21 protein-coding genes and 1 other RNA gene are annotated in these 23,500 nt (G+C 39.2%); 11 read left to right on the plus strand and 11 right to left on the minus strand.

The window, feature by feature from the left end:
- Positions 1–1,827 carry an ABC transporter ATP-binding protein gene (locus tag HW120_RS17435; protein WP_177735976.1) on the plus strand — a complete coding sequence of 609 codons (1,827 nt, stop codon included), beginning with the start codon at positions 1–3 and terminating at the stop codon, positions 1,825–1,827.
- A gap of 10 nt (positions 1,828–1,837) precedes the next feature.
- A complete protein-coding gene (locus HW120_RS17440) occupies positions 1,838–2,542 on the plus strand; it encodes a hypothetical protein (protein WP_177735979.1) in 705 nt (234 codons plus the stop codon).
- A 3-nt stretch (positions 2,543–2,545) separates the two neighbouring features.
- Here HW120_RS17440 and HW120_RS17445 read toward each other — a convergent pair whose 3' ends face one another.
- The 3 genes from HW120_RS17445 to HW120_RS17455 are packed head-to-tail and all read right to left on the minus strand — an operon-like array spanning position 2,546 to position 7,489.
- Entirely contained in the window at positions 2,546–3,268 is a 723-nt protein-coding gene (locus tag HW120_RS17445) for a hypothetical protein (RefSeq protein WP_177735981.1), read from the minus strand.
- Between the two features lie 47 nt (positions 3,269–3,315).
- Positions 3,316–5,787, minus strand: coding sequence for a TonB-dependent receptor (locus HW120_RS17450; RefSeq protein ID WP_246297013.1), 2,472 nt, complete (start codon positions 5,785–5,787; stop codon positions 3,316–3,318).
- Entirely contained in the window at positions 5,771–7,489 is a 1,719-nt protein-coding gene (locus tag HW120_RS17455) for a M23 family metallopeptidase (protein WP_177735984.1), read from the minus strand. The genes HW120_RS17450 and HW120_RS17455 overlap by 17 nt, the downstream gene beginning before the upstream one ends.
- Positions 7,490–7,679: 190 nt before the next feature.
- On the opposite strand from HW120_RS17455, the gene HW120_RS17460 reads away from it, so the two are divergent.
- The 4 genes from HW120_RS17460 to rny all read left to right on the plus strand — a co-directional run bounded on the left by HW120_RS17460 (position 7,680) and on the right by rny (position 10,049).
- The gene (locus tag HW120_RS17460) at positions 7,680–7,970 is read left to right on the plus strand and encodes a hypothetical protein (protein ID WP_177735987.1); all 291 of its coding nucleotides are present in this window, start codon (positions 7,680–7,682) and stop codon (positions 7,968–7,970) included.
- Positions 7,971–7,978: 8 nt separating this feature from the next.
- On the plus strand, positions 7,979–8,272 hold the full coding sequence (locus tag HW120_RS17465) for a cell division protein ZapA (RefSeq protein WP_177735990.1): 294 nt from the start codon (positions 7,979–7,981) through the stop codon (positions 8,270–8,272).
- A gap of 55 nt (positions 8,273–8,327) precedes the next feature.
- Positions 8,328–8,433: non-coding RNA, 6S RNA (ssrS, locus tag HW120_RS17470), on the plus strand.
- 50 nt (positions 8,434–8,483) lie between these two features.
- Positions 8,484–10,049, plus strand: coding sequence for a ribonuclease Y (rny, locus tag HW120_RS17475; protein ID WP_177735993.1), 1,566 nt, complete (start codon positions 8,484–8,486; stop codon positions 10,047–10,049).
- Between the two features lie 81 nt (positions 10,050–10,130).
- Here the strand turns inward: rny and xerD are convergent, their stop codons facing one another.
- On the minus strand, positions 10,131–11,030 hold the full coding sequence (gene xerD / locus HW120_RS17480; protein ID WP_177735996.1) for a site-specific tyrosine recombinase XerD: 900 nt from the start codon (positions 11,028–11,030) through the stop codon (positions 10,131–10,133).
- A gap of 89 nt (positions 11,031–11,119) precedes the next feature.
- Here xerD and HW120_RS17485 point away from each other — a divergent pair, with 89 nt between their 5' ends.
- Positions 11,120–11,707, plus strand: coding sequence for a porin family protein (locus tag HW120_RS17485; RefSeq protein WP_177735999.1), 588 nt, complete (start codon positions 11,120–11,122; stop codon positions 11,705–11,707).
- A gap of 52 nt (positions 11,708–11,759) precedes the next feature.
- Here the strand turns inward: HW120_RS17485 and HW120_RS17490 are convergent, their stop codons facing one another.
- The 3 genes from HW120_RS17490 to HW120_RS17500 all read right to left on the minus strand — a co-directional run bounded on the left by HW120_RS17490 (position 11,760) and on the right by HW120_RS17500 (position 15,747).
- Positions 11,760–12,308, minus strand: a complete 549-nt coding sequence (locus HW120_RS17490) for a porin family protein (RefSeq protein ID WP_177736002.1) — start codon at positions 12,306–12,308, stop codon at positions 11,760–11,762.
- 241 nt (positions 12,309–12,549) lie between these two features.
- Positions 12,550–15,009: a T9SS type A sorting domain-containing protein gene (locus HW120_RS17495; RefSeq protein WP_177736005.1), complete on the minus strand. Its 2,460-nt coding sequence runs from the start codon at positions 15,007–15,009 to the stop codon at positions 12,550–12,552.
- Between the two features lie 150 nt (positions 15,010–15,159).
- Positions 15,160–15,747: an outer membrane beta-barrel protein gene (locus HW120_RS17500; RefSeq protein ID WP_177736008.1), complete on the minus strand. Its 588-nt coding sequence runs from the start codon at positions 15,745–15,747 to the stop codon at positions 15,160–15,162.
- Between the two features lie 172 nt (positions 15,748–15,919).
- Here HW120_RS17500 and HW120_RS17505 point away from each other — a divergent pair, with 172 nt between their 5' ends.
- From HW120_RS17505 to HW120_RS17515, 3 genes are all read left to right on the plus strand, one after another.
- The gene (locus HW120_RS17505) at positions 15,920–16,474 is read left to right on the plus strand and encodes a porin family protein (RefSeq protein WP_177736010.1); all 555 of its coding nucleotides are present in this window, start codon (positions 15,920–15,922) and stop codon (positions 16,472–16,474) included.
- A gap of 107 nt (positions 16,475–16,581) precedes the next feature.
- On the plus strand, positions 16,582–16,995 hold the full coding sequence (locus HW120_RS17510) for a type II 3-dehydroquinate dehydratase (RefSeq protein WP_177736012.1): 414 nt from the start codon (positions 16,582–16,584) through the stop codon (positions 16,993–16,995).
- 75 nt (positions 16,996–17,070) lie between these two features.
- Positions 17,071–19,554 carry a DUF5686 and carboxypeptidase regulatory-like domain-containing protein gene (locus HW120_RS17515; protein WP_177736014.1) on the plus strand — a complete coding sequence of 828 codons (2,484 nt, stop codon included), beginning with the start codon at positions 17,071–17,073 and terminating at the stop codon, positions 19,552–19,554.
- A gap of 44 nt (positions 19,555–19,598) precedes the next feature.
- Here HW120_RS17515 and HW120_RS17520 read toward each other — a convergent pair whose 3' ends face one another.
- The 4 genes from HW120_RS17520 to HW120_RS17535 form a co-directional block, all read right to left on the minus strand.
- Positions 19,599–20,369, minus strand: coding sequence for a sulfite exporter TauE/SafE family protein (locus HW120_RS17520; protein WP_177736016.1), 771 nt, complete (start codon positions 20,367–20,369; stop codon positions 19,599–19,601).
- Between the two features lie 67 nt (positions 20,370–20,436).
- Positions 20,437–21,744 (minus strand): UDP-N-acetylglucosamine 1-carboxyvinyltransferase, encoded by a 1,308-nt coding sequence (gene murA / locus HW120_RS17525; protein WP_177736018.1) that lies wholly within the window; start codon positions 21,742–21,744, stop codon positions 20,437–20,439.
- 14 nt (positions 21,745–21,758) lie between these two features.
- Complete coding sequence (locus tag HW120_RS17530) at positions 21,759–22,484, minus strand: DUF4290 domain-containing protein (protein WP_177736020.1); 726 nt, start codon at positions 22,482–22,484, stop codon at positions 21,759–21,761.
- Between the two features lie 12 nt (positions 22,485–22,496).
- Positions 22,497–22,781 (minus strand): DUF493 family protein, encoded by a 285-nt coding sequence (locus HW120_RS17535; RefSeq protein WP_177736467.1) that lies wholly within the window; start codon positions 22,779–22,781, stop codon positions 22,497–22,499.
- Positions 22,782–22,928: 147 nt separating this feature from the next.
- Here HW120_RS17535 and HW120_RS17540 point away from each other — a divergent pair, with 147 nt between their 5' ends.
- Positions 22,929–23,468, plus strand: coding sequence for an AAA family ATPase (locus HW120_RS17540; RefSeq protein ID WP_177736022.1), 540 nt, complete (start codon positions 22,929–22,931; stop codon positions 23,466–23,468).
- The last annotated feature ends 32 nt before the right edge of the window (positions 23,469–23,500 follow it).

A 23,500-nucleotide genomic window follows, 5' to 3' on the forward strand; every position in this document is an offset into this window, starting at 1 on the left:
ATGACTTACTTTAAACAAATATTCCGCTTTGCGATTCCGTACTTAAAATATGCGTACCTGAATATTTTATTCAACGTACTGTATGCCTTATTCAGTACTGTTTCGTTTATGGCATTAATTCCAATGTTATCGGTTTTATTCGGTGAAACCAAAAAAGTTACCGAAATACCGCAATACACCGGAATTGAAAACATTAAAGCGTACGCAGAAAATTATTTTAATTATTTCGTCACCACCACCTCCGAAGCCAAAGGTCTGGATTATACACTGGGTGTACTGGTGGTGATCATTATCTCGATTTTCTTACTTAAAAACCTGTTCAATTATATGGCACTTTTTTTCGCAACCTTCCTTCGAAACGGAATGCTGCGCGATTTAAGAAATGCCATGTATAAAAAAGCAGTGGAACTGCCGTTATCGTTTTTTTCAGAAAAAAGAAAAGGCGACACCATATCCCGAATCACCTGGGACGTGGCGGAAGTACAGGGTTCCTATTTATCCATCCTGGAATTAATTATCAAGGAGCCGCTAACGATTATCTTCACAATTGTTGCCATGCTGGTGATCAGCGTTAAGCTAACCATTTTTGTCTTTATTTTTATTCCGGTATCGGGTTTTATCATCTCTCTGATCGGAAAGCGTTTAAAAAAGCAGTCCTCTGTAGCCCAGCAGGAACAGGGTTTCTTTCTTTCCATTATTGAAGAGACCTTAGGCGGACTGAAAGTGATTAAAGGGTTTACAGCCGAAAGTTATTTCAATAAAAAATTCAGTACTTCGACCGATCGTTATTTTGAACTTTCAAACAAAATCATGAACCGTCAGAATATGGCTTCCCCGGTGAGCGAATTCATGGGAATCATGGTCATTGCGATTCTTTTATGGTTTGGCGGACACATGGTTTTAGTAGAAAAAACGTTATTAGGCGCGCAATTCATCGCCTATATGGGACTTGCCTACAACATTTTAACGCCTGCCAAAGCGATTTCCAAAGCTTCTTACGATATTAAAAGAGGGAATGCTGCTGCAGAACGTGTGCTTGAAATTTTAGAACAGGAAAATCCTATTGAAAATAACGCCAAAGCGATTAAGAAAGATACCTTTGAAGACAAAATAAGCATACAGAACATCAACTTCCGCTATGAAGAGGAGAATGTACTGAAAAACTTTTCCCTTGAAGTGCCGAAAGGAAAAACCATTGCTTTGGTTGGACAGTCGGGAAGCGGAAAAAGTACTATTGCCAATTTGCTGACGCGTTTTTATGACGTACAGGAAGGTTCTGTAAAAATTGACAATATCAATATTAAGGATTACGACCTGCATTCGCTGCGCGGTTTGATGGGACTGGTAACCCAGGACAGTATCTTGTTTAACGATACCATTAAAAACAACATCCTGTTAGGAAAACTGGACGCTACCGATGATGAAATCATTGCCGCTTTAAAGATTGCCAACGCTTATGAATTTGTAAAAGATCTTCCTAACGGTATCGAAACCAATATCGGGGACAGCGGTAACAAATTATCCGGCGGACAGAAACAGCGTTTATCTATTGCCAGAGCCGTATTGAAAAATCCTCCGATCATGATCCTGGATGAAGCGACTTCCGCATTGGATACCGAAAGCGAAAGACTGGTACAGCAGGCACTGGAAAACATGATGCAGAACAGAACTTCGGTTGTTATTGCCCACCGTTTGTCTACGATTCAAAAAGCAGACATGATCGTGGTAATGCAAAAAGGAGAAATTGTAGAACAAGGTACCCATGACTCGCTTTTAGCCTTAAACGGTACGTATTCCAAACTGGTTATGATGCAGTCCTTCGAATAAAACATTTTTAATGTACAGAAACGCTCCGAACATAACGCTTCCTGAAGATCCGGATACTATTATCTGGAAATATCTGGACTTGTCGAAATTTCTGGATTTACTACTGTATCAAAAAATGTTTATGTCGCGTTCCGATAAGTTTGAAGATCAGTATGAAGGTACTTTTAGTGAACCGACTTTTGAAGAGATTAAAAAAATAGCAGAAAACAATCCTAAATTTCTGCAATACTATAAGTCACATCGTGAAAATGTCGTTATCAGCAGTTGGCACACCAACGAATACGAATCTTTCGCGATGTGGCAAATTTTTACCAAAAACAACGAAGGTTTAGCCATCCAGTCTACCATCGGCAGGCTTAAAGAAGCGCTGGCTCCGGAAAAGCATTTTGAGCAGTATATTGGCGAGGTGAATTATATTGACTATAAAAAGGAGTACATTCCTTTTGACGATGCTTTCTTCCCTTTTTTGTTTAAAAGAAAAAGTTTTCAGTATGAAAAGGAAATCCGGATCATTTCGGATCTTACCTCCCAAAAAATGTCCATTAATGAAGGTTTAAAGATAAATGTAAACATCAACACCCTGATTGAAAAGGTTTACATTCATCCTAAATCGGAAAACTGGTATAAGAAACTGGTAATCGAACTGGTTACCAAACTCGGTTATGATTATATTACGATTGAAAAATCGGATCTGGAAAGCGATATCCTGATTTAGGTTTTATATCGGCATATACTCTTCTACTTTCCACTCTTTATCCAACAGGTTTACATAAAAATAGTGTACGGTATCTTTTTTATCGAAAGCACCATTCTTATTGATATCCTCAATGGTTCTGAAATAAAGCCTGTTCTGAACTTCCACAATATTCCAGTCCAATAGTTCCTGTAAATCGTCAGACAGTTTGGTAAAGTTCGTTCCGTTAATATTACTCACGTATAACGCTTTAATATCATTGGCATCTACTTTATTATCACGGTTCGTATCGGCATCTACCAACGAATAAACCAGGATCTGTTTTTTGGTTTTATCAGCGATTGTATTAAGATAAGTAGCGGTCTGAATCTGAATCGCCTTGTCCGTTAACGAATGCAGCGCGGTAGAGTCAATGTGCTGAAATTTTAGATTCTGGAAATAACCGGTGATTTCAAAACGGTTGTAATTTGAAATCGCATAGCTCACCGAGTTGGTTTTACTGGAACCATAACTGCTGCTTGGTCCATCGTATACACGGATATCGCCAATAGCATGGATCAGGTATTTGGTTCCCTCCATATAAATGGGCAAATCAGCTATCTTAATCTGAGAAGAATCCCTTTTCACCTGACCGTTCACAGCACTTTTAGCTTCTTCATAAATTACTTTAGGTTTTTTGACTTCCTCTTTACAACTTATAAAAAGAAACGACAAAAGCAAAACGGCACATGTTACAATCTTTTTCATCTTCTGAAATTAAATGGTCATTCAAATATAAAACTTTTAAGCTGGAACTACAATCTTACATTCAACTTTAAATTAAAAGTTCTTGTGGTCATATAATTCGGGATTCCGTACTGGCTTTTTGTATAAACATCGCGAACCCAGGTATTGGTAATCGCATTCTGATTATTGAACAGGTTAAAGATTTCAAAGCCCAGTGTAAACTCTTTAAATGGTTTTAGCCAGGTTTTAGCCGATTTTATATTTGCATCTTTAAATACATACGAAAAACCGGCATCTGCTCTTCTATAGTCTTTTAAACGCAGCTGGTAGTCATACGGATCGGCATAGGCAGGAGAACCGCCCGGAAGTCCGGTATTGTAAATCATATTCAGGTACATTTTCAGGTTCGGAATCGTAGGCATATAATCCTGGAAAAGCAATCCGAATTTTAAACGCTGGTCGGTTGGACGGGCAATATACCCTTTTCCATCCTGATTTTCTTCTGTTTTCAGGTATCCGAAACTGAACCAGGATTCCGTTCCCGGAACAAACTCGCCATTCAGTCGGAAATCGGCTCCATACACATAGGCTGTCGCGTCATTATTAGCACTGTAACGAATCCGCACATTATCAATGGTATAGGTATTCACATCTGTCAGATTCTTATAATAGGCTTCCGAAACCAGCTTAAACGGTCTTCCCCACATTTTAAAACTGTAGTCGTTACTCAACACGATATGTACGGACTGCTGCGCTTTCACATTGGGCTGTACCACACCGTTAGCATCCCGCAATTCCCTGTAGAAAGGCGGCTGATGGTATAATCCTCCCGATAAACGGAAAAGCATGTCCATATCCCAATCCGGTTTTATGGCAAACTGTGCGCGCGGGCTAATTACAAACTGGCTGTCACCATCGGTAATATTATCACCGGAAACCTGCCACTGATGTGCTCTCACTCCGGCATTCACCCAAAACTGGCTGCTTCCCATTTCGCCACGGTAATTCCATTGGGCATACCCTGAAAAACGGTTGATCTTCACAAAGTTTGTCGCTCTGATGTTCTGATAAGGCGCTAACGGCCCGGTATAAGGTGTGTATGGCTGGTCGTGCGGAATACCCAAAATAGGCGCCGGCAATGAAAAACCTGCCGAATCGATCGCTTCCCACTCCACTATTCTGTCCCGGATATCTTCACGGGTATATTTAAGCCCCCATTCTACCTGGTGGTCACTTTCTTTAGGAGCGTGAAAACCTTTTACTTCTGCATTTACAATTAATGCATCCAGATCGTTTCTGGCATGGCTCAGCTGCGAACCGACACCACGGGAATACACCACATCGCCAAAAGTATCCGAACCAATGTTACTGTCCACTTCTCCCAGAGCATATTGTGCCTGTATATCAAAATGTTCCTGTTCCTGTGTGTGGTAGGTTGAACCGATAAATTTCAGTTTGAATTCATCACTCACCTGATAAACCGATTTGATAGCGCCGAAAAGGGTCAGATAACGGTCCTTCTCCTGTCCGTCATAAAAAACCTGCAAGGCTATAGGATTATCTATTGTTCCAAAGTTCGTCTGACGTGAGATCGGCTGATAGTTGTAACGGTTTTGCGATATATTTCCCAAGAAACTCCATTGCCATTTTGTAGAGGCATCGAAATTAACCAAAGTCTGAACGTCCACAAAGGTAGGCCGGAAGTTTGTTTCCGTTTCCTGGCTTTTTACCAGCAGGCTGTTGTCGCGGTAACGCACTCCTGTAATACTGCTCCATTTCTGGTTTTTGGAAACCATATCTACTGTGGCACTTCCGCCTAAAAGGCTGGCATCCAAAGCCGCCTGGAATTTCGTTGGTCTTCTGTAGGTAATATCTAAAACAGACGATAATTTATCGCCGTATTTTGCCTGGAAACCTCCGGCAGAGAAATCCACATTTTGTACCATCTCGGTATTGGTAAAACTCAATCCTTCCTGTTGTCCGGAACGGATCAAAAACGGACGGTATACTTCAATTTCATTTACATAAACCAGGTTCTCATCGTAGTTCCCGCCGCGAACCGCATACTGGGTACTCAGTTCATTGTTCGAATAGACGCCGGGTAATGTTTTCAGGATGTTTTCAATTCCGGCATTAGCCCCCGGTATGGTTCGTATTACTTCCGGTGTAATTACCGTTATCCCTTCTACTCTTTTTCGTCCGCCACCGGTAACAATCACTTCTCCCAATTGTTCCTGACGCTGATTTAAAACCACATTGAGTTCATAATCTTCGTTGGGTTTCAATTCGATAACCGTTGTCGCCTTTTTATAGCTCACATGCGAAATTTCTATTGTTATTTTCTGATGTGCGGGTATCGTTATCTGAAAAAAACCGTTGGCATTCGATTGTGAAGAGGCAGATCCGGCTTTTATAGTTGCTTTTTCAATAGGCTTATTGTTTTCATCTAAAAGAATTCCTTTTACACGTCCCGTTTGTGAATAGGAGGCATAACCAATAAAAAAAACACAGATAACAAGGAAATTAATTATTTTTCTCAAGTGGGGTAGTTTTTAAATTTCTAAAAAAATGAGTTTCAAAGGTAGTAGAATTTCCAATATTATCAGAAACAATAATTTTTAAATCATTCCGTCCTTCATCATAAATCATATCGCTTAAATCGTGTACTAACAATTTGGTTTTGTAATCATATTTCATCAGTATCCATTTACCGTTCAGGTAACCGTTGTATTCTTTTATACCCGACAAATCGTCCTGAATGTAAACACTAATCGTGTCCAGCTTATCAATTGTACTTCCTGTTGCGAAATTCGGTTTATAGATTCGCGGTCCGGCGGTATCCGTCATCAGAAGGAATTTACCCAGATCTTTTGTTTTTATCGAAAACAGGTTGCCTTTTCTGGTCGTTGTAAAATATTCCGCTTTGGCACCGTCCATCCGGGCAATAAATGTTTTTTTCTGATCCAGGTTGGGAATCCCGCTCACATCAAAGGTTATCGTAATATTGTTATGCGCCGGCACCGTATCGTCATGCAGGTCAAGCACATTGTCTTTCACATCAAAGTTCAGGTAGAAATCATCGTAAAAGGCATTTGCCGGAATAAAAACGGAAATATTGTCCCTGGTGTAGTTATGGTCGTTACTGGCTTTAATAAAGTAAGGCGTTTTAACATCTTCCCTTAAATACTTTGCTTCCAGGCCGGAATAGGCAATCGGAATGTTGATAATTGTTTTGTTGTTATTAAAATCGGACACTTCAATTCTATAGGTAAAATTGTCCCCGTCTTTAACGCTGATCTGTCCGTTTTTAGCATTTCCGCTAATAATCGAAAAAGGGTAACTGTTTTTGTAAAACAATTTCTGATAGCGCTGCTTGGTCCTTTTATACCTTTCGTAGTCGATGAAGTTATTGATATAGCGCGATTCGTCAAACGAAAAGGCATCAAACTGGTAACCGTACAGCCTGGCTCCGTTTAAAAAAGTTTCCACTTTATAAACTCCGTTTTTACTGTAGTTGTTATCTGAAGTATCGTAAGCATCCAGCGCAAAAGCAATGTCGCCTTTGGCAGCAATTTTACCGGCAAGATAGGTTCCGTCTTTTTGCAGCGAAAGCGCAACGACTATCGGACGCTGCGAAGCGTTAACCACGGCATCATCGCTAACCGAATAGGCCACGATACCGTTTACGGATGGTGCTTTGGTATCGACCAGCTCCTGATTTAACCCGAACAAAAGCGGATTCAGTGTTTTTTCTGTTTTGGTATCCCGGTATTCAAAATGCAGGTGCGGCCCGCCGGAACCTCCGGTATTTCCGGAAAAAGCGACCAGATCGCCTTTAACAACCGGTAATTCGGCTGCTGTGGGGAAAAATTCCACTTCAAATTTTTTCTGGGTGTATTGTTTCTTTTTTACATATTCCCTGATCTTGCCTTCGTAGGCCGATAGATGCCCGTAAACGGTAGTAAACCCGTTCGGATGGGTAATGTAAAGTGCGTGGCCGTAGCCAAATGTAGAAACTTTTATCCGGGAAATATAGCCGTCTGCCACTGCAAAAACGGGCAATCCGATGCGCTGCTGTGTTTTATAATCCAATCCGGAATGAAAGTGATTGCCTCTTAATTCTCCAAAAGTACCGGAAGAAAACAACGGAATGTTCATCGGCGATCTGAAATAATCTTTCGGATATTGATTCTGGCTAAAGCAACATAAAAAGGGGAACAGTAAAAATAACAGCAGTCTCATAACTCGAATTTAGGCTAATATAATAAAAAACAAATATAAAACAATTCGAAAATACCGCAAAAACTTAACTAACTATAAAACAATTTATTATCAAAACCCGCTAAAGTTTTTCGTTTTTTTTAGTAAAACTATTGGGTTTTTTCATCAGGAATACTAACTTTGTAAAATCATATAATGAAATTAGTCTGCAATGAATGGATTGTCGGAAATTATTGATTCTCTTGAATATAAATTTTCCAAGCTTATCGTTAAAATCGAAGGGCTGGAAAAATTAAACCAGGAGTTACGCAATGAAATATCGAAATCAACAGCGCTAATCAATCGCCAGAAAGAAGAAATTACCGTATTAAAAGAACAATACGACAATTTAAAAATGGTGAATTCATTATTGGGCAGTGAAGAAAATAAACGAGAAACGAAACTCAAAATAAATTCATTAATACGCGAAATTGATTATTGTATAGCACAACTTTCTGATTAGAAAGCCTTATGGATGACAAGCTAAAAATAAAAATATCAATTGCAGACAGGGTATATCCGCTAACAGTAGATTATGCCCAGGAAGAAGGACTCAGAAGTGCTTCCCGCAAGATAGATACAATGATCAAGCAATTTGAAGAAAACTATGCCGTGCGCGATAAACAGGACGTTTTAGCCATGTGTGCCTTACAATTTGCTTCGCAGGTAGAACAAAAACAGATTGACAAATCAGTTGATTTTCAGGAAGCTTTTGAACGCCTAAAAAACATGAATGACAAATTGGATTCGATTCTGTCTAAATAAATCACGTTCTTTAAAATAGATTAAGATACTGCCTACATTAGTACCTATTTGATAAACTCAACACTAACAAATTAAAATGGGTGAATCATCGTTTCTAAAGCAAGCTGTCCAGAACAGATCCTTGAACAACGAGTTAACTCAAAACTTGTCTTTACGAGTTTATGCAATAACCCTAATGTAGGCTTTTTTTATATATAATTTTCAACATACTATGAGCACAACATTGATAATAATTATTTGCTGTATCGCAGGAACAGGGATAGGTTTTGGAATTGCAAAATATTTAGAAAAGATCAATGCTTCCACATTGATTAAAAATGCAAAAAAAGATGCTTCATCCATCCTAAAAGACGCAAGAACAGAAGGGGAAGCCCTAAAAAAGGATAAGATCCTTCAGGCTAAGGAAAAGTTCATTGAATTAAAAGCAGAACACGAACAGGTAATTTTAGGTCGCGACAAGAAAATTGCTGAAGCAGAGAAAAGAACACGCGACAAAGAATCACAAGTATCAAACGAATTAGCAAAAGCCAAAAAAGCTAACGAAGAATTAGAGACCAAAACTACAGATTACAACAACCGTATTGACGTATTAGACAAAAAACAACAGGAGATTGAAAAATTACACAAAAGCCAGGTAGAACAGCTTGAGGTAATTTCCGGTCTTTCTGCTGATGAAGCTAAAAATCAATTGGTGGAGAGTCTGAGAGCTGAGGCAAAAACCAGCGCAATGTCCCACATTCAGGAGACTATTGAAGAGGCTAAATTAACCGCACAGCAGGAAGCTAAAAAGATCATCATCAGCACGATCCAGCGTATCGGAACAGAAGAGGCTGTAGAAAACTGCGTTTCTGTATTCAACATTGAATCGGACGATGTAAAAGGTCGTATTATCGGACGTGAAGGCCGTAACATCAGAGCATTAGAGGCTGCTACCGGAGTAGAGATCATCGTTGATGATACTCCTGAGGCAATTATCCTTTCCTGTTTTGACCCGGTTCGCCGTGAAATTGCCCGTTTGGCATTACACAAACTGGTAACAGACGGACGTATTCACCCGGCACGTATTGAAGAGGTGGTAGCTAAAACTGCTAAACAGATTGACGATGAAATCATCGAAGTTGGTAAACGTACCGTTATCGATTTAGGAATTCACGGATTACACCCTGAATTGATCAAAATCGTCGGACGTATGAAATACCGTTCTTCTTACGGACAGAACTTATTACAACACTCCAGAGAAGTAGCAAAACTTTGCGGTATCATGGCAGCTGAATTGGGCTTAAATGTAAAACTGGCAAAAAGAGCCGGATTACTTCACGATATCGGAAAAGTACCGGAAACAGAAAGCGAACTTCCGCATGCTATCTTAGGGATGCAGTGGGCTGAAAAATACGGTGAGAAAGAAGAAGTATGCAACGCTATCGGAGCACACCACGACGAAATCGAAATGAAATCGTTAATCGCACCGATTATCCAGGTTTGTGATGCTATTTCAGGAGCAAGACCAGGTGCAAGACGTCAGGTACTGGATTCTTATATCCAGCGTTTGAAAGATCTTGAAGATATCGCTTACGGATTCAACGGTGTTAAAAACGCTTATGCTATCCAGGCCGGACGTGAACTACGTGTTATTGTAGAGAGCGAAAAAGTGAGCGACGAAATGGCTTCAACACTTTCTTTTGATATTTCTCAAAAAATCCAGACAGAAATGACCTATCCGGGTCAGGTAAAAATTACTGTTATCCGTGAAACAAGAGCGGTAAATATTGCCAAATAACAAATCGCATTCACTTTACATTAAATGATAAAAAAAGCATTTCAAAATTTTGAAATGCTTTTTTATTTATAATCGGTACCGTTATTTCCGGGGATGGAATGCATGCAGTACTTTCGAAAGATGTTTCCGGTCTAGATGCATATAGACCTCGGTAGTTGTTATCGACTCATGTCCGAGCATAATCTGGATCGAACGTAAGTCGGCCCCGTTTTCCAGCAAATGTGTCGCAAAGGAGTGCCTGAACGTGTGCGGGCTGATTGTTTTATTGAGATTTATTTTCACGGCCAGGTCTTTAATTATCGTAAAGATCATCGCCCGCGTGAGCTGCCCTCCTCTTCTGTTCAGGAACAAAGTATCCTCAAATCCTTTTTTGATCTGCTGGTGGTTCCGGATGCCTTCCTGATAGAACACAATATATTTTTGAGTAGAAGCCCCGATCGGGACAAAACGCTGTTTATTTCCTTTACCGGTAACTTTAATAAAGCCTTCGTCAAAAAAGAGATCCGAAATTTTCAACCCGACCAGTTCCGAAACCCGCAAACCGCAGCTATAAAGCGTTTCCAGCATTGCCCGGTTGCGTTCTCCTTCATTTTTGGACAGATCAACCGCTTTTATTAACGCATCAATCTCAATAGTGGAAAGCGTGTCCGGTAATTTTCTCCCCACTTTGGGGATTTCAATCAGTTCCAAAGGTGTTGTTTCCCGATACCCTTCAAAGATCAGATAATTAAAAAAGCTCTTTAATCCCGAAATAAGCCTTGACTGCGAACGGGCATTAACCGTTCCGGAAATGGCATATATGAATTCCTGTATCGTCAGTTCGTCAATATTTACCGGAGAAATGCTCAGACCGCTCGTTTCCAGATAGGCCAGCAGCTTTTCAATATCATAAACATAGTTCATGATGGTATTCTCTGACAATCCCCTTTCCAATTTCAAATACGCCTTATACTCATTTATGTAAGATCTCCAGAGTGTCATAATTTTTAAACTGCTTTAAATACTGCCCTGTTAAAATCCAGATTGGCACGATTTCTGGATAAAGTTATTAAACTTAAAAATTTAACCTTATGAAATTAGTAAATTTTTTGCCCGCCGGTTTATTATTTTTAGTAACACTAACAGCAGCCAATGCCCAGGAAAAAGCCAGTTTTGGTATAAAAGGAGGTTTGAACTACTCCACCGTTACACAAGGTAAGTTTGAAGAAGGCCCGGATGCCAGAACCAGTTTTCACATTGGTGTTGTTGGCGAAGTCCCTATTGTTCCGAACATATTTTCGATCCAGCCGGAAGTACTATACTCCCAGCAGGGTTTTGAAAGTAATGTAACACTATTGGGAAATACCTACACAACCACACACAAAATTGATTATTTAAACATTCCCGTTTTAGCAAAATTATATCTTGTTAAAGGGTTAAGCCTGGAAGCCGGTCCGCAATTTGGTTTTAAACTGAATGAAAGCCACGACAGCAACAACAGTTCCATCACAACCAACGAAGTCAACAAGTTTGACACCGCTTTGGCACTGGGAGCTACCTTTAACCTGTCTGGCGGTATTTTTATCTTTGGCCGCTACACCTACAGCTTAAATGAAGTGGTAAAAGACACCGATGCCAAGAACAAGGTATTACAAGCCGGAATCGGTTTTAAATTTTAAAAAAGAAAACCTCCCAATGGGAGGTTTTTATTGGGCAGCATTTTTTTAAATACTATAGGAATTTATAACCTACAGATACCTGGAAAACACTATTTTTTCGGCTTTGATCTCCTGATTCCTTAGCCAGGTTTGTTAAGCCTAAATTATATCTTCCCTGAAAGAAGATACCTTCTTTTAATTCATAACCAATACCAGCGTTAAAACCAAAGTCTACCGTATTGAATGTATCTTTTACATCCACCGACTCTAATTTTGCGCTCATTAAGAAACCAACCTGTGGTCCGGCTTCAATACTGAATCCGTCTGCAACATAATATTTTGCCATAATCGGAACATTGATGTAGTCCATTTTTAACGACACATCTCCCTCACCTTTTGCCCCCTGAGAAGAGTACAAAACTTCCGGTTGAACCGCAAATTTATCTGCAACTTTTATTTCAGCCAATGCCCCAACGTGAAAACTGGTTCTTGTTTTTCCACCATCCAGGTTAGTGATTGAAGATAAGTTTAATCCGGCTTTAGCACCAAATTTAACTTCTTGTGCATTAGATGCAAAACCGAAAGCCATTAAAGCCACGGCAGAAAGTAATACTTTTTTCATACGTAATAATTTTTTACAAGTTTGTCTAACAAAAATATAAAAACTTACCAATTATCAAATTAAAAAGCAAAAAAACACACGAATACCCATGCTTAACGTTAAAAATACAAACAAAAAAATCTCTTTTTGTGAATTTTACAATATAATCTGCTTTTATACAACAATTTGCTAGATATTGATAGCCAGTATAATGCATAAAGCCTCCCAAAAGGAGGCTTTATCAGGTATTGTTTTTATCCGGTTATTCGATAGTAAACTTGATACTTTTCAAAACACCGGAAGCATCTTTATAGGTTAACATATAGATCCCTGTAGCATATCTGGAAACATCCAGTGCAAGTTCGCTGTTCTTTTCCGAACCGGAACCCGGTTGAAAAGTATAGACTGTTTTACCAAACGAATCAATAACGGAAAGAATTTCACAATTATTAACGGCAATATTCAGTTTATCTTTAGCCGGTACAGGATATAGTAACGGTTTATTGTTTTCCTTAACTTCTTTTAATTCTCCCAATAAAAGTGCATCATCAGCAGCAACTTTACCGCTCACGGAGTTTCTGTTATTTTTATAGCTGTTTGCTGCACAAATAGTAGCCAGTTCTGCCTGTGTTACCGGAACAACTTTATTGGTTGGTACAGCCGGATTAGCACCGTTTTGAGCCGCATAAACCTGCGCATCTGTAATATAATTAGATCCCGTCATATTATAACCGGCCGGAGCCGCTTTGATAGCCACCGGGTAAGTTACCACATACAATACATTTTGCGCATCCGGATTATCCGTACGCTTTAAATTCAGGATAAACTTAAGCTTAAACCCTTTAACTCTTGGCGTTAAGAAATCATCTTTAGGCGTTACAGAATAAGGATTAACTAATGTTGATGTATTGTATCTAAAATGGGATGTACTCAGGAAACTAAAACTATTGGATGTCGGATCGTTCTGCTTATAGCTAAAAGGTCTTGATCCGCCGAAATCCCAGTCACACGGGCCAATAGAAGAACTATAGCATGTAAACTTCTGGAATGCTGACGCAAACTGATTGTATTTTAAACGTCTCTTACCACTACCACCCGGTGTATTGGCAACAGTGTATAGGAAGGAAAAGGAATAATCATTTTTATAATTATTAATTCCAATGGCTTTATAGGCATTTTGAAAAATCGCTTCTTCATCATCTACAACAGGACCTTTGGATGTTCCGGCAATGTCCTGCCCGTTGTCCATATCCACATCAACATTGATCACCTTAGGACTCGGAAACTGTCTTGAATATTTAATTGAAGGTTTTTCATATTCTACCATCAGCATGACTTCAGCATCCTGTAAAATCAGTCCGCTTGCCGGGTTAATTGCATATTTAAGTGCATCACCGGATAACTTATAATTTCTGCTGGTAAAATCATATTTATTCTTTATCTCCCAATATTCTGTTTTATCAAAATTACCAACGGTCTCTCTGTTAATAAACTCTTTCTGAACCTTGGTTTCCGTATAGTACATAACCGGTTCATTAATTAACGAAAACACTCCTAATGTTTCATTATACAACGGTTGTCCGCCGATAGTTCCCGCCAGCGTGTTCTGTTTTTGAGAACCCGGCAACCCGATAGTCTGATTGTGCATCGGATCCTGTGTTGTGATCGATCCTTTAATGGCTACATCCAGGTTTACACTCAAAGGAGCAAGCTGTAACGGACCATTACCGCTGCCTCCGCCTCCAAAAAGACCGGAAAGAAACTTAACTCCTTCACTTACATAAGGAATCGCTTTTAAACCGGCTTTCATGAATTGGTTATTTTTCATAAAATTACCAATCGAGTTGATCGCATTGATTGTGATACCTCCGTCTGCAAGGTTCTTATAAATTTTTTCGTAATCTTTTGTAAATGACTCAATTCCCTTATGAGCTTTCATCATTTTACTATTGATATTGTTGGCAGTCTTCCAGAAATTTCCATCGGAAGCAGCACTACCCTGTCCCTGCGATATAGACGAAATTGTTCCGGTGATTTTCCCGGTCAATTCTACCGAAGAGTTGCTGATTAGCTCCGAATAAAGCAATAATCGCGATGATTCTGTAAAGCTACAGGTACAAGGATCATAATTCATTTTAAAGTCGGCATACGCCCAGGAATTATTATCGTTGTAGAACTTCAGCGCCGTACTGAAGGAAGGATTTTGGATATGCGGCGTATCTAATGTTTTTTCATTATAGGCCATATCCAAAAGATTGGTCTGAAAACCTGGTGCAAATTTCAATGTTAACATCGCTCCGTTATAGTTAACATTGCGACACCATTTCACCAAAATTCGCATCATGCCCGTATATTTATTATACATCATGATGTACGTATGCTCCGGACGGGCGGCCAAAGGGACATTATTATTATCATATCCCATATTGTAGGCAACCATTTCCCAGCCATTTTCCGGTTTCATATCTTTATTCAAAGACAATGGCAGCATTTCCAGCTGGTTCGATTCGAAAGGATTGGGTGTTGCTGCGTTTGGATTGCAAAAGGAATTGATGGAATAGAAAGGATTGGCAGTAGCCCAATTAAAAAAGTTCAGGTAATTGGATTGCTGGGGATTAACAGGGTTTGCCGGATTGGTAGAAATACCGTTGGGAGGGCAAAAACTCTGGGCAAAAAGTAAATTCGTAACAAAAAGTATTGGCAATGTAATTTTTAATTTCATTTTAATAATAATTTTACTGTTAAAAAAATAAATCTCTCCAAAAAAAATCTCCTGATTCTCAACAGAATAGGAGGCAATAAGTTCCAAAAAACTCTTTAAGTATAAAAAAACCTCCCGAAAGGGAGGTTAATCTATAAAATCTAAGTCAGATTAGAATTTGTAAACTACACCAAACTTAATGCTTGATAAGTTAAGGTTTAAATCGAAAGTGTTTTTCGCTTCTGCACCATCAACATCAACTTTAGCACTGTTGTAAGATAAGTTACCAAAAGTAGCTTCTAAAGCGAAGTTGTTAGATACGAAATAGCTTAAACCTGGTCTGAAACCGATATCGAATGTATTAACTTTTGTATCAGTTAATTTATCTTTACCCATCCAGTACTCAGCTCCTAGTTCTCCGAATAAAGAGAATTTAGTTGCAGGAGTAGTGTAATATCTACCGAAAACACCTACTTTGAAAGTATTTTGATCTAAAGTTGTAGCAACTTCATTTTCTTTTTTCAAAGTTTCGTATCCGATTTTAGCACCAATTGCAATATTGTTAGTTACAAAGTAAGCTGCTTTAGGGCTGATGTCGAATCCGTTTTCTTTAACATCTCCTTGTTTAGCAGAATTAACTCCTACTGAACCAGAAATAAAAACATCTCCTTTAGAGAAACCTTCACCTTTAGCTTCTTCTTGTGCATTAGCAAATCCGAAAGCGAATACTGCTGCTACTGTTAAAATAATCTTTTTCATGATTGTTTTGTTTATTAAAATTAACGGGACAAATGTATAAAAAAAACTATATCGCAATCATGACATTTGTCCAAAAGAAATCAATTTTAATACTAATTTTCATAAAAAAACGTTATATATTTGATAAGCAATATATTACAAGAATATTAAAAAAACCTTAAAATCTACTTTTATGAAAAAAAACCTCTTGTTTTTAGTATTATTCACCTTTTTTAGCACTCCTTTTTATGCACAATTGCTCCAGTTTGGAGTAAAAGCCGGTGTAAATTTTTCGAATTTTACCGGAGGTGACATCGAAGGCTATGACTTCAAAACCATAACCAGCTATCATGCCGGAGTGGTTGCAGAAGTAAAAATTCTGGAAAATTTTTCAATTCAGCCGGAACTTTTATATTCCACTCAGGGAGCCGAACTAAAAGGACTCGGAGAACAGATCAAAAGCGAGCTGGGTTATATTTCCATCCCCATTCTGGCGAAGTTTTATCTAACCAGTAATAAATTAAGTCTTGAATTAGGTCCGCAGGCATCCTTTTTAGTAAGCAAACGCAATGAATTCAGCGGTAGCGATACCAAATCCTTTGATTTTGCTGTTGCCGGAGGTCTGGGCTATAAAATAACCAACAGTATATTCGTTCAGGGCCGTTATGCTCTCGGACTAACCGAAGTTTCTAAAGATGCTGATGTGAAAAACTCTACAATTCAGTTTTCTTTAGGATATTTATTTTAACATCACTCATATGTTAGTTAGTAAAGCCATTCTCCAGGGAATGGCTTTTTTATTCCGGACAGGCAGCAGAATCGGATTTTTCTGTATTTTTACAAAAACTGTATCCCATGAAACTCATCATCATCAACGGCCCTAACCTGAATCTTCTTGGCAAACGCGAACCGGAAATCTACGGCTCCCAGTCTTTTGAAGATTATCTTGAAATCCTGAAAAAAAACTTCCCGGATATCACACTGGAATACTACCAGAGCAACATTGAAGGCGAGCTTATTTCTAAAATTCAGGAAAAAGGATTTGACTATGACGGTATCATCTTAAACGCCGGAGCCTATACGCACACCTCCATAGGCATTGGCGATGCGATTAAGGCCGTAACCACGCCGGTTATAGAAGTTCACATTTCCAATACATTCTCCAGGGAAAGCTTCCGCCACCAATCCTATATTTCTCCTAATGTAAAAGGCATCCTGATCGGGTTTGGCTTAAAAAGCTACGATCTGGCAATTCAATCTTTTTTATAACGCCATGCAACCATTTTTTGTTTTAAATCGTCTTATCAGATAAGACACCTTATCAACAGCCTTAAATTACATTACATGAAGAAAACAATTACCCTGCTTACCTTATTATTCTCTACCGTTTTGTTAGCACAAATCAGAGGAAAAGTGACCACAGCATCCGGACAGGCCCTGCCTTATGCCAGCGTTCTTATTGAAAACACCTATAACGGTACGTCAACGAACGACAGCGGGATGTATGAACTGAATGTAAAAGAGAAAGGAAAATATACAATTATCTTTCAGTGCCTGGGTTTTAAAACCAAAAAGGCTACCGTTACCATTTCCGATTTCCCATACACCCTGGAAAACATTGCCCTTGAAGATGAAAATTTCACGCTTAACGAAGTAGTCATTAATAATAAGGAGAATCCGGCTTATCCGATAATCCGGAATGCGATAGCCAGCAGAAAAAAGAATATGGCCAAAACGGATAAGTTTGAAGCCGATTTTTATTCCCGCGGTATTTTTCGCGTTAAGGACATGCCTAAAAAAATTCTCGGACAGGAAGTAGGCGACTTTAACGGTTCGGTCGATTCCACCGGAACCGGTATTATCTACCTTTCGGAAACGGTTTCCAAAGTAGCTTTCGAAAAACCCAACAAGCTTCGGGAAGAGATCATCGCTTCCAAAATAAGCGGAAACGACAACGGTTTCAGTTATAATACCGCCCGCGGTACGCATTATGATTTTTACGAAAACTATGTGAGCCTCGGCATTAACATGGTTTCCCCTATAGCCAATAACGCCTTAAACTATTATAAGTACACACTGGAAAGTACTTTTTTTGACAATTACAATCACCTGATCAACAAAATCAAGGTTACTCCAAAAAGGGATAAAGAACCTGTTTTTGAAGGATACATTTATATTGTAGAAGACAGCTGGGCCATTTATGCGGTAGATTTTGACATCAAAGGCTACAGAATGCAGCAACCGGTTATCGAAACCATGAAACTGACACAGAGTTTTACCTACAATACCCATTCTGCCATCTGGGCAAAAAACATACAGACCATGGATTTCAGTGCCGGCTTTTTTGGTGTGAAATTCACCGGAAAGTTCACCCATGTCTTCAGCAACTATATCTTTAAAGACCAATTTGAGAAAAAAACGTTTTCTAACGAAATCGTAACGATTCAAAAAGAAGCGAATAAAAAAGACAATGACTACTGGAATACTTTCCGTCCGGTTCCGTTAACCGAAGAAGAGGTTACCGACTATAAAAAGAAAGACAGTATTCAAACCTTAAGAACATCAAAAGTATACCTGGATTCTATTGATGCCAAGAAAAATAAATTCCGTCCGTCAGACATTCTTCTGGGCTATACACACCGCAATTCCTTTAAAAAAGAAACCTACAACTACGATGGTATTTTAGACATTACCTCATTAGGCTTTAATACAGTTCAGGGATGGAATCTTGGTTCCGGCTTTTCCTACCGCAAATGGGATCAGGAAACAGGAAAATCAACCTACATTGGCACCAAACTGAACTATGGTTTTGCAGAAGACCGTTTGCGTATAACCGGTTCTTTCACCCACCATTTTAATGCCACGAACTATGCCGTACTGGACATTAGCGGCGGAAGCAGTATCGAACAGTTCAACCCGGAAAACCCTATCAGCAACCTGCTCAACTCTGTGACCACTTTATTTTTCAAAAACAACTTTGCAAAATACTACAACAAAGAAGCGATCCGCATAAGCTACGGCCAGGAGGTTGTTAACGGTGTAACACTTACCGGTAAAGTAGAATATTCCGCCCGAAAACCACTGTTCAACAATACCGATTATGTATTGCTCAAACGGGATAAAGACTACACGTCCAACAATCCGTTACTACCGGAAGACAATACGGTTGCTCCGTTTGAAAAGCATAATCTTGTAAAAGCGTCCTTATCCACCCGAATCCGCTTCGGACAAAAATACATCACCAGACCGGACAGAAAGGTAAATATCCCGAATGATAAATATCCGTCCCTGTTGCTAACGTATGAAAAAGCATTTGCCGGCAGTGCCGACAACTATAATTATGATTTGCTATCCGGTGCCGTTAATTATGGCAAAACATTAGGAAACAAAGGTGATCTGGGAATACGCTTAAAAGCCGGTAAATTTTTCAATGCCGACAATATTTCATTTATCGATTACAAACATTTTAACGGCAACCAGACCCACATCGGGACCACAGACCGTTACCTGAATGTTTTCAACCTGCTTCCTTATTACTCAAACAGTACTAACGATGCTTATCTGGAAACACATATCGAGCACAATTTCAACGGTTATATCATGAATAAAATTCCGTTGTTAAACAAACTGCAATGGAACCTGATTGTTGGTTTCCACCAGATCAATACGCCAACAACAAAACCTTACCAGGAATTCACAGCCGGATTTGACAATATAGGATGGGGTAAATTCCGTATGCTTCGCGTGGATTATGTCCGTTCTTATCAAAACGGATTCCAGACAGACGGTATCGTTTTCGGATTAAAATTCCTTAATATTATTGACTAAAAATCAAAAAGCCGGATAATCTCTTATCCGGCTTTTTGATTTTGCTATTTTTTCATAAAAACATCATATCCAAAACGGATCAGGGTTCCGATCACGACTATTAAAAAGAAAATCCGGATAAAACCATTTCCTTTATTGATCGCCAGTTTAGCACCAACCCAACCGCCCAAAGCGTTACAGGCAGCCATTGGCAGCGCAACCATCCAGATTATCTTTCCTTTCAGCAAAAACAGGCAGATCGATCCGAAATTTGTTGCCAGATTTACCATTTTAGCATTTGCGGAAGCATGTAAAAAATCAAATCCCAATAGGGAAATAAAGGCTACCACAAAAAAGCTTCCGGTTCCCGGACCAATAAACCCGTCATAGAATCCCACAACCACACTTATTAATGCGGCATAAATTACCTGGCGTTTGTAACTGAGTGCCTTTTCCTGCCGCTGTCCGAAATCCTTTTTCAGGAACGTATAAATCGCCAGAAAAACAAGTACAGCCAACAATAGCGGTTTCATAAAATCATTGCTCACCATCGTTAACAGGGTAGAACCCGCAAAAGCCGCTAAAAATGCCAGACCAGCCATTAACAGCAATAACCGCCAGTTCATCGTGACTTTTTTCAGGTACTGATAGGCCGCAAAACTGGTGCCGCTGAAAGCCGGAATCTTTAACGTCCCTATCACCGACGACACGGCATAATTGGGTAATAAAACCAGCGCTATAGGTGTTTGTATCAAACCGCCGCCGCCAATAATGGCATCGATAAACCCTGCGGCAAAAGCCGCCAGGCAAAGAAACAGTAAGGTCGTTATTTCCATGGTTTTAAAAAGAAAAGAGCTAAATTCTAACAGAACTCAGCTCTTCAATATTATTCTTATCTAAATATTAAACGCGTACTATTTTGGCTCCGATCGCTCTTAAACGCTCGTCGATTTTTTCGTAACCGCGGTCAATTTGTTCAATATTCTGGATCGTACTGGTTCCTTTTGCCGATAAGGCTGCAATTAAAAGGGAAATTCCGGCACGGATATCAGGAGAAGACATTATGGTCGCTTTTAACTGCGATTTGAAATCATGTCCGATAATCGTCGCTCGGTGCGGGTCGCAAAGAATAATTTTCGCTCCCATATCGATCAGTTTATCCACGAAGAACAAACGGCTTTCAAACATTTTCTGATGAATCAGCACTTCTCCTTTTGCCTGTGTTGCCACAACAAGGATGATACTTAATAAATCCGGTGTAAATCCAGGCCATGGTGCATCGGCAATAGTTAATATTGAACCGTCAATATCCGTTTTAATTTCATATCCGTCAACGTGAGCCGGTATGTGAATATCGTCACCTCTTCGTTCCAGCGTAATTCCTAATTTACGGAAAGTACCCGGAATCACTCCTAAATTATCCCAGCTAACGTTTTTAATCGTAATCTCACTTTGGGTCATCGCTGCCAGACCAATCCAGGAACCGATCTCGATCATATCCGGAAGGATTCTGTGCTCACAGCCGCCAAGTGCTTCAACACCTTCAATTTCCAATAAGTTAGATCCTACACCGTGAATCTTGGCGCCCATAGCGTTCAGCATTTTACACAACTGTTGTAAATATGGTTCGCAGGCTGCGTTATAAATGGTTGTTTTTCCTTCTGCCAAAACTGCGGCCATAACAATATTTGCCGTCCCGGTTACCGAAGCCTCATCCAGAAGCATGTAGGTTCCTTTTAGTCTTTCGGCTTCCACGCCATAGAAATGGTCTTCTTTATTGTATCGGAATTTTGCTCCTAAACTGATGAATCCTTCAAAATGGGTATCCAAACGACGGCGTCCGATTTTATCACCTCCCGGTTTCGGAATATATCCTTTCCCAAAACGTGCCAATAACGGCCCGACAATCATGATAGATCCTCTTAATGCTCTTCCTTCATCTTTAAAAGCAACCGACTCCAGATAGTTTAAATTAACGTCATCTGCCTGAAAAGTATAGGCATTTGGCCCTATTTTCTGAATCTTAACACCTAAATTCCCTAATAACGTAATCAGTTTGTTAACGTCGATAATATCGGGAATATTAGAAATCGTTACTTTTTCAGGTGTAAGCAACACCGCACACAAAATTTGTAATGCTTCATTTTTTGCTCCCTGAGGGGTTATTTCTCCTTTTAATTTTATACCTCCTTCAATTTTGAATGTTCCCATATGGTAAAAGAAAATTACGCTTTTCGGTTATTATTTTTATTGTTATTGTTGTTACTATTTTTCTGATTGGTGAAATTTTTATTGCTGTTCGCATTTCCGCCATTCTTTTGTTTGCTGCCAAATTGTGTTTTGTTGGACTGCTTTTTGTTCACCCGCATTAGATCGGTTGTATTTGAAAGCTCCTCATCTGTTTTCAGCAGGTTAATTTTACCTCCGGACAGTTCATAGAGGTGTTCAAAAATAACTTCATCCTTCACACTATCCTTATTCCAGCTCAGGTAGGACTTTTTCATGTGATTGGCAATAACCATAATCAAAGCGTTTTTCAGCTCTCCTTCTTCCCATTTATTAGCAACATCAATCATGTACTTAATATTATTTCCGTAGAAACGATATTTCGGAAAATTCTGAGGATAGGCTAATCTGTCCGGCTTCTGATTCAATACTTCTTTATTCGGAATCGGATACGGCGAATCTACATCCAGCGTAAAATCGGACATTATAAAAAGCTGATCCCATAATTTATGCTGGAAATCCGGCACATCTCTCAGGTGCGGGTTCAAACTTCCCATTACCGTAATGATATATTTTGCCGCTTTGTTTCGTTCGTCCCTGTCTTCAATTACCGTTGCCTGGTTGATCAGTTTCTGCAAATGACGTCCGTATTCCGGAATAATCAAATGCGGGCGCTCGGCATTGTATTCAAGAAAACCAATAGCTTCTTCTGGGCTGTACTTCATTCTTTTTTGAATTTATAAAGAAATAATTCCTTCAATTTTTGATAGTTCAAGATACTTATCAATCACGCTTTGTGCGCTGTTCATTGTAACATTAATGGACACACTGGTATATTTTCCCGTTTTGGATTGACTCGTTTGTATAACGGCTCCTACTCCGTCGAAAGATTTCTCTATTATCGCCACTTTTTCAGTATCGGTAGGGACAATAAATTTAAACAAATATTCTGAAGGCCAAAGTGTTGAATTGGTTAATTCTTCTTTAAGTCTGTGGTAAAATTCTTCTGTTTTCTTATCCATCTTCATACAAAATAAAAGCAAATATACATTAGAGTTATGAATTATGAAGCATCAAACAGGATAAATCCGATAACTCTGAAATTATAAATTAAAAACTATTCTTTTGATTAAACAAAAAAATGTAAATTTGCGCCTTATTTTTAAAAAGTGAATAAGGAAATTGTTGTTATAATTGGAGGACCGGGTTCGGGGAAAACCACACTTATTGATGGTTTAACGGATAGAGGATATACTTGTTATCCTGAAATTTCCCGTGAGGTAACTTTGGAGGCCCGTAAACAGGGAATTGAACAACTCTTCCTGGAAAGACCGCTGCTTTTCAGTGAATTACTGCTGGAAGGAAGAAAAAAACAATTTGTCAGTGCAACCAATGAAGCAGCTGAAATTGTTTTTCTAGACCGCGGTATTCCCGATGTACTGGCTTATATGCACTACATTGGCGATGCTTATCCCGCTTTTTTCGACAACGCCTGCAAAGAACACAAATATTCCAAAATTTTTATCCTTCCACCCTGGGAAGACATTTACATCAGCGACGATGCGCGCTATGAAAACTACGAACAGGCTGTTTTAATTCACGAACACCTTGTAGAAACCTATGAAAAATACGGCTACAATCTAATCGAAGTACCAAAAGACACTGTAGATAGCAGAATTCTTTTTATATTAGACAAACTTTCAAAATAATTACGAATCAGGCACGGCAATACTTTCCGGTA

The organism is Flavobacterium inviolabile (assembly GCF_013389455.1).
GTDB lineage: Bacteria > Bacteroidota > Bacteroidia > Flavobacteriales > Flavobacteriaceae > Flavobacterium > Flavobacterium inviolabile.

Bases quoted from the DNA above. Each gene is read 5' to 3' on its own strand.
- HW120_RS17435 (WP_177735976.1), top strand. From the start codon at position 1: ATGACTTACTTTAAACAAATATTCCGCTTTGCGATTCCGTACTTAAAA.
- HW120_RS17440 (WP_177735979.1), top strand. From the start codon at position 1,838: ATGTACAGAAACGCTCCGAACATAACGCTTCCTGAAGATCCGGATACT.
- HW120_RS17445 (WP_177735981.1), bottom strand. From the start codon at position 3,268: ATGAAAAAGATTGTAACATGTGCCGTTTTGCTTTTGTCGTTTCTTTTT.
- HW120_RS17455 (WP_177735984.1), bottom strand. From the start codon at position 7,489: ATGAGACTGCTGTTATTTTTACTGTTCCCCTTTTTATGTTGCTTTAGC.
- HW120_RS17460 (WP_177735987.1), top strand. From the start codon at position 7,680: ATGAATGGATTGTCGGAAATTATTGATTCTCTTGAATATAAATTTTCC.
- HW120_RS17465 (WP_177735990.1), top strand. From the start codon at position 7,979: ATGGATGACAAGCTAAAAATAAAAATATCAATTGCAGACAGGGTATAT.
- rny (WP_177735993.1), top strand. From the start codon at position 8,484: ATGAGCACAACATTGATAATAATTATTTGCTGTATCGCAGGAACAGGG.
- xerD (WP_177735996.1), bottom strand. From the start codon at position 11,030: ATGACACTCTGGAGATCTTACATAAATGAGTATAAGGCGTATTTGAAA.
- HW120_RS17485 (WP_177735999.1), top strand. From the start codon at position 11,120: ATGAAATTAGTAAATTTTTTGCCCGCCGGTTTATTATTTTTAGTAACA.
- HW120_RS17490 (WP_177736002.1), bottom strand. From the start codon at position 12,308: ATGAAAAAAGTATTACTTTCTGCCGTGGCTTTAATGGCTTTCGGTTTT.
- HW120_RS17495 (WP_177736005.1), bottom strand. From the start codon at position 15,009: ATGAAATTAAAAATTACATTGCCAATACTTTTTGTTACGAATTTACTT.
- HW120_RS17500 (WP_177736008.1), bottom strand. From the start codon at position 15,747: ATGAAAAAGATTATTTTAACAGTAGCAGCAGTATTCGCTTTCGGATTT.
- HW120_RS17505 (WP_177736010.1), top strand. From the start codon at position 15,920: ATGAAAAAAAACCTCTTGTTTTTAGTATTATTCACCTTTTTTAGCACT.
- HW120_RS17510 (WP_177736012.1), top strand. From the start codon at position 16,582: ATGAAACTCATCATCATCAACGGCCCTAACCTGAATCTTCTTGGCAAA.
- HW120_RS17515 (WP_177736014.1), top strand. From the start codon at position 17,071: ATGAAGAAAACAATTACCCTGCTTACCTTATTATTCTCTACCGTTTTG.
- HW120_RS17520 (WP_177736016.1), bottom strand. From the start codon at position 20,369: ATGGAAATAACGACCTTACTGTTTCTTTGCCTGGCGGCTTTTGCCGCA.
- murA (WP_177736018.1), bottom strand. From the start codon at position 21,744: ATGGGAACATTCAAAATTGAAGGAGGTATAAAATTAAAAGGAGAAATA.
- HW120_RS17530 (WP_177736020.1), bottom strand. From the start codon at position 22,484: ATGAAGTACAGCCCAGAAGAAGCTATTGGTTTTCTTGAATACAATGCC.
- HW120_RS17535 (WP_177736467.1), bottom strand. From the start codon at position 22,781: ATGGATAAGAAAACAGAAGAATTTTACCACAGACTTAAAGAAGAATTA.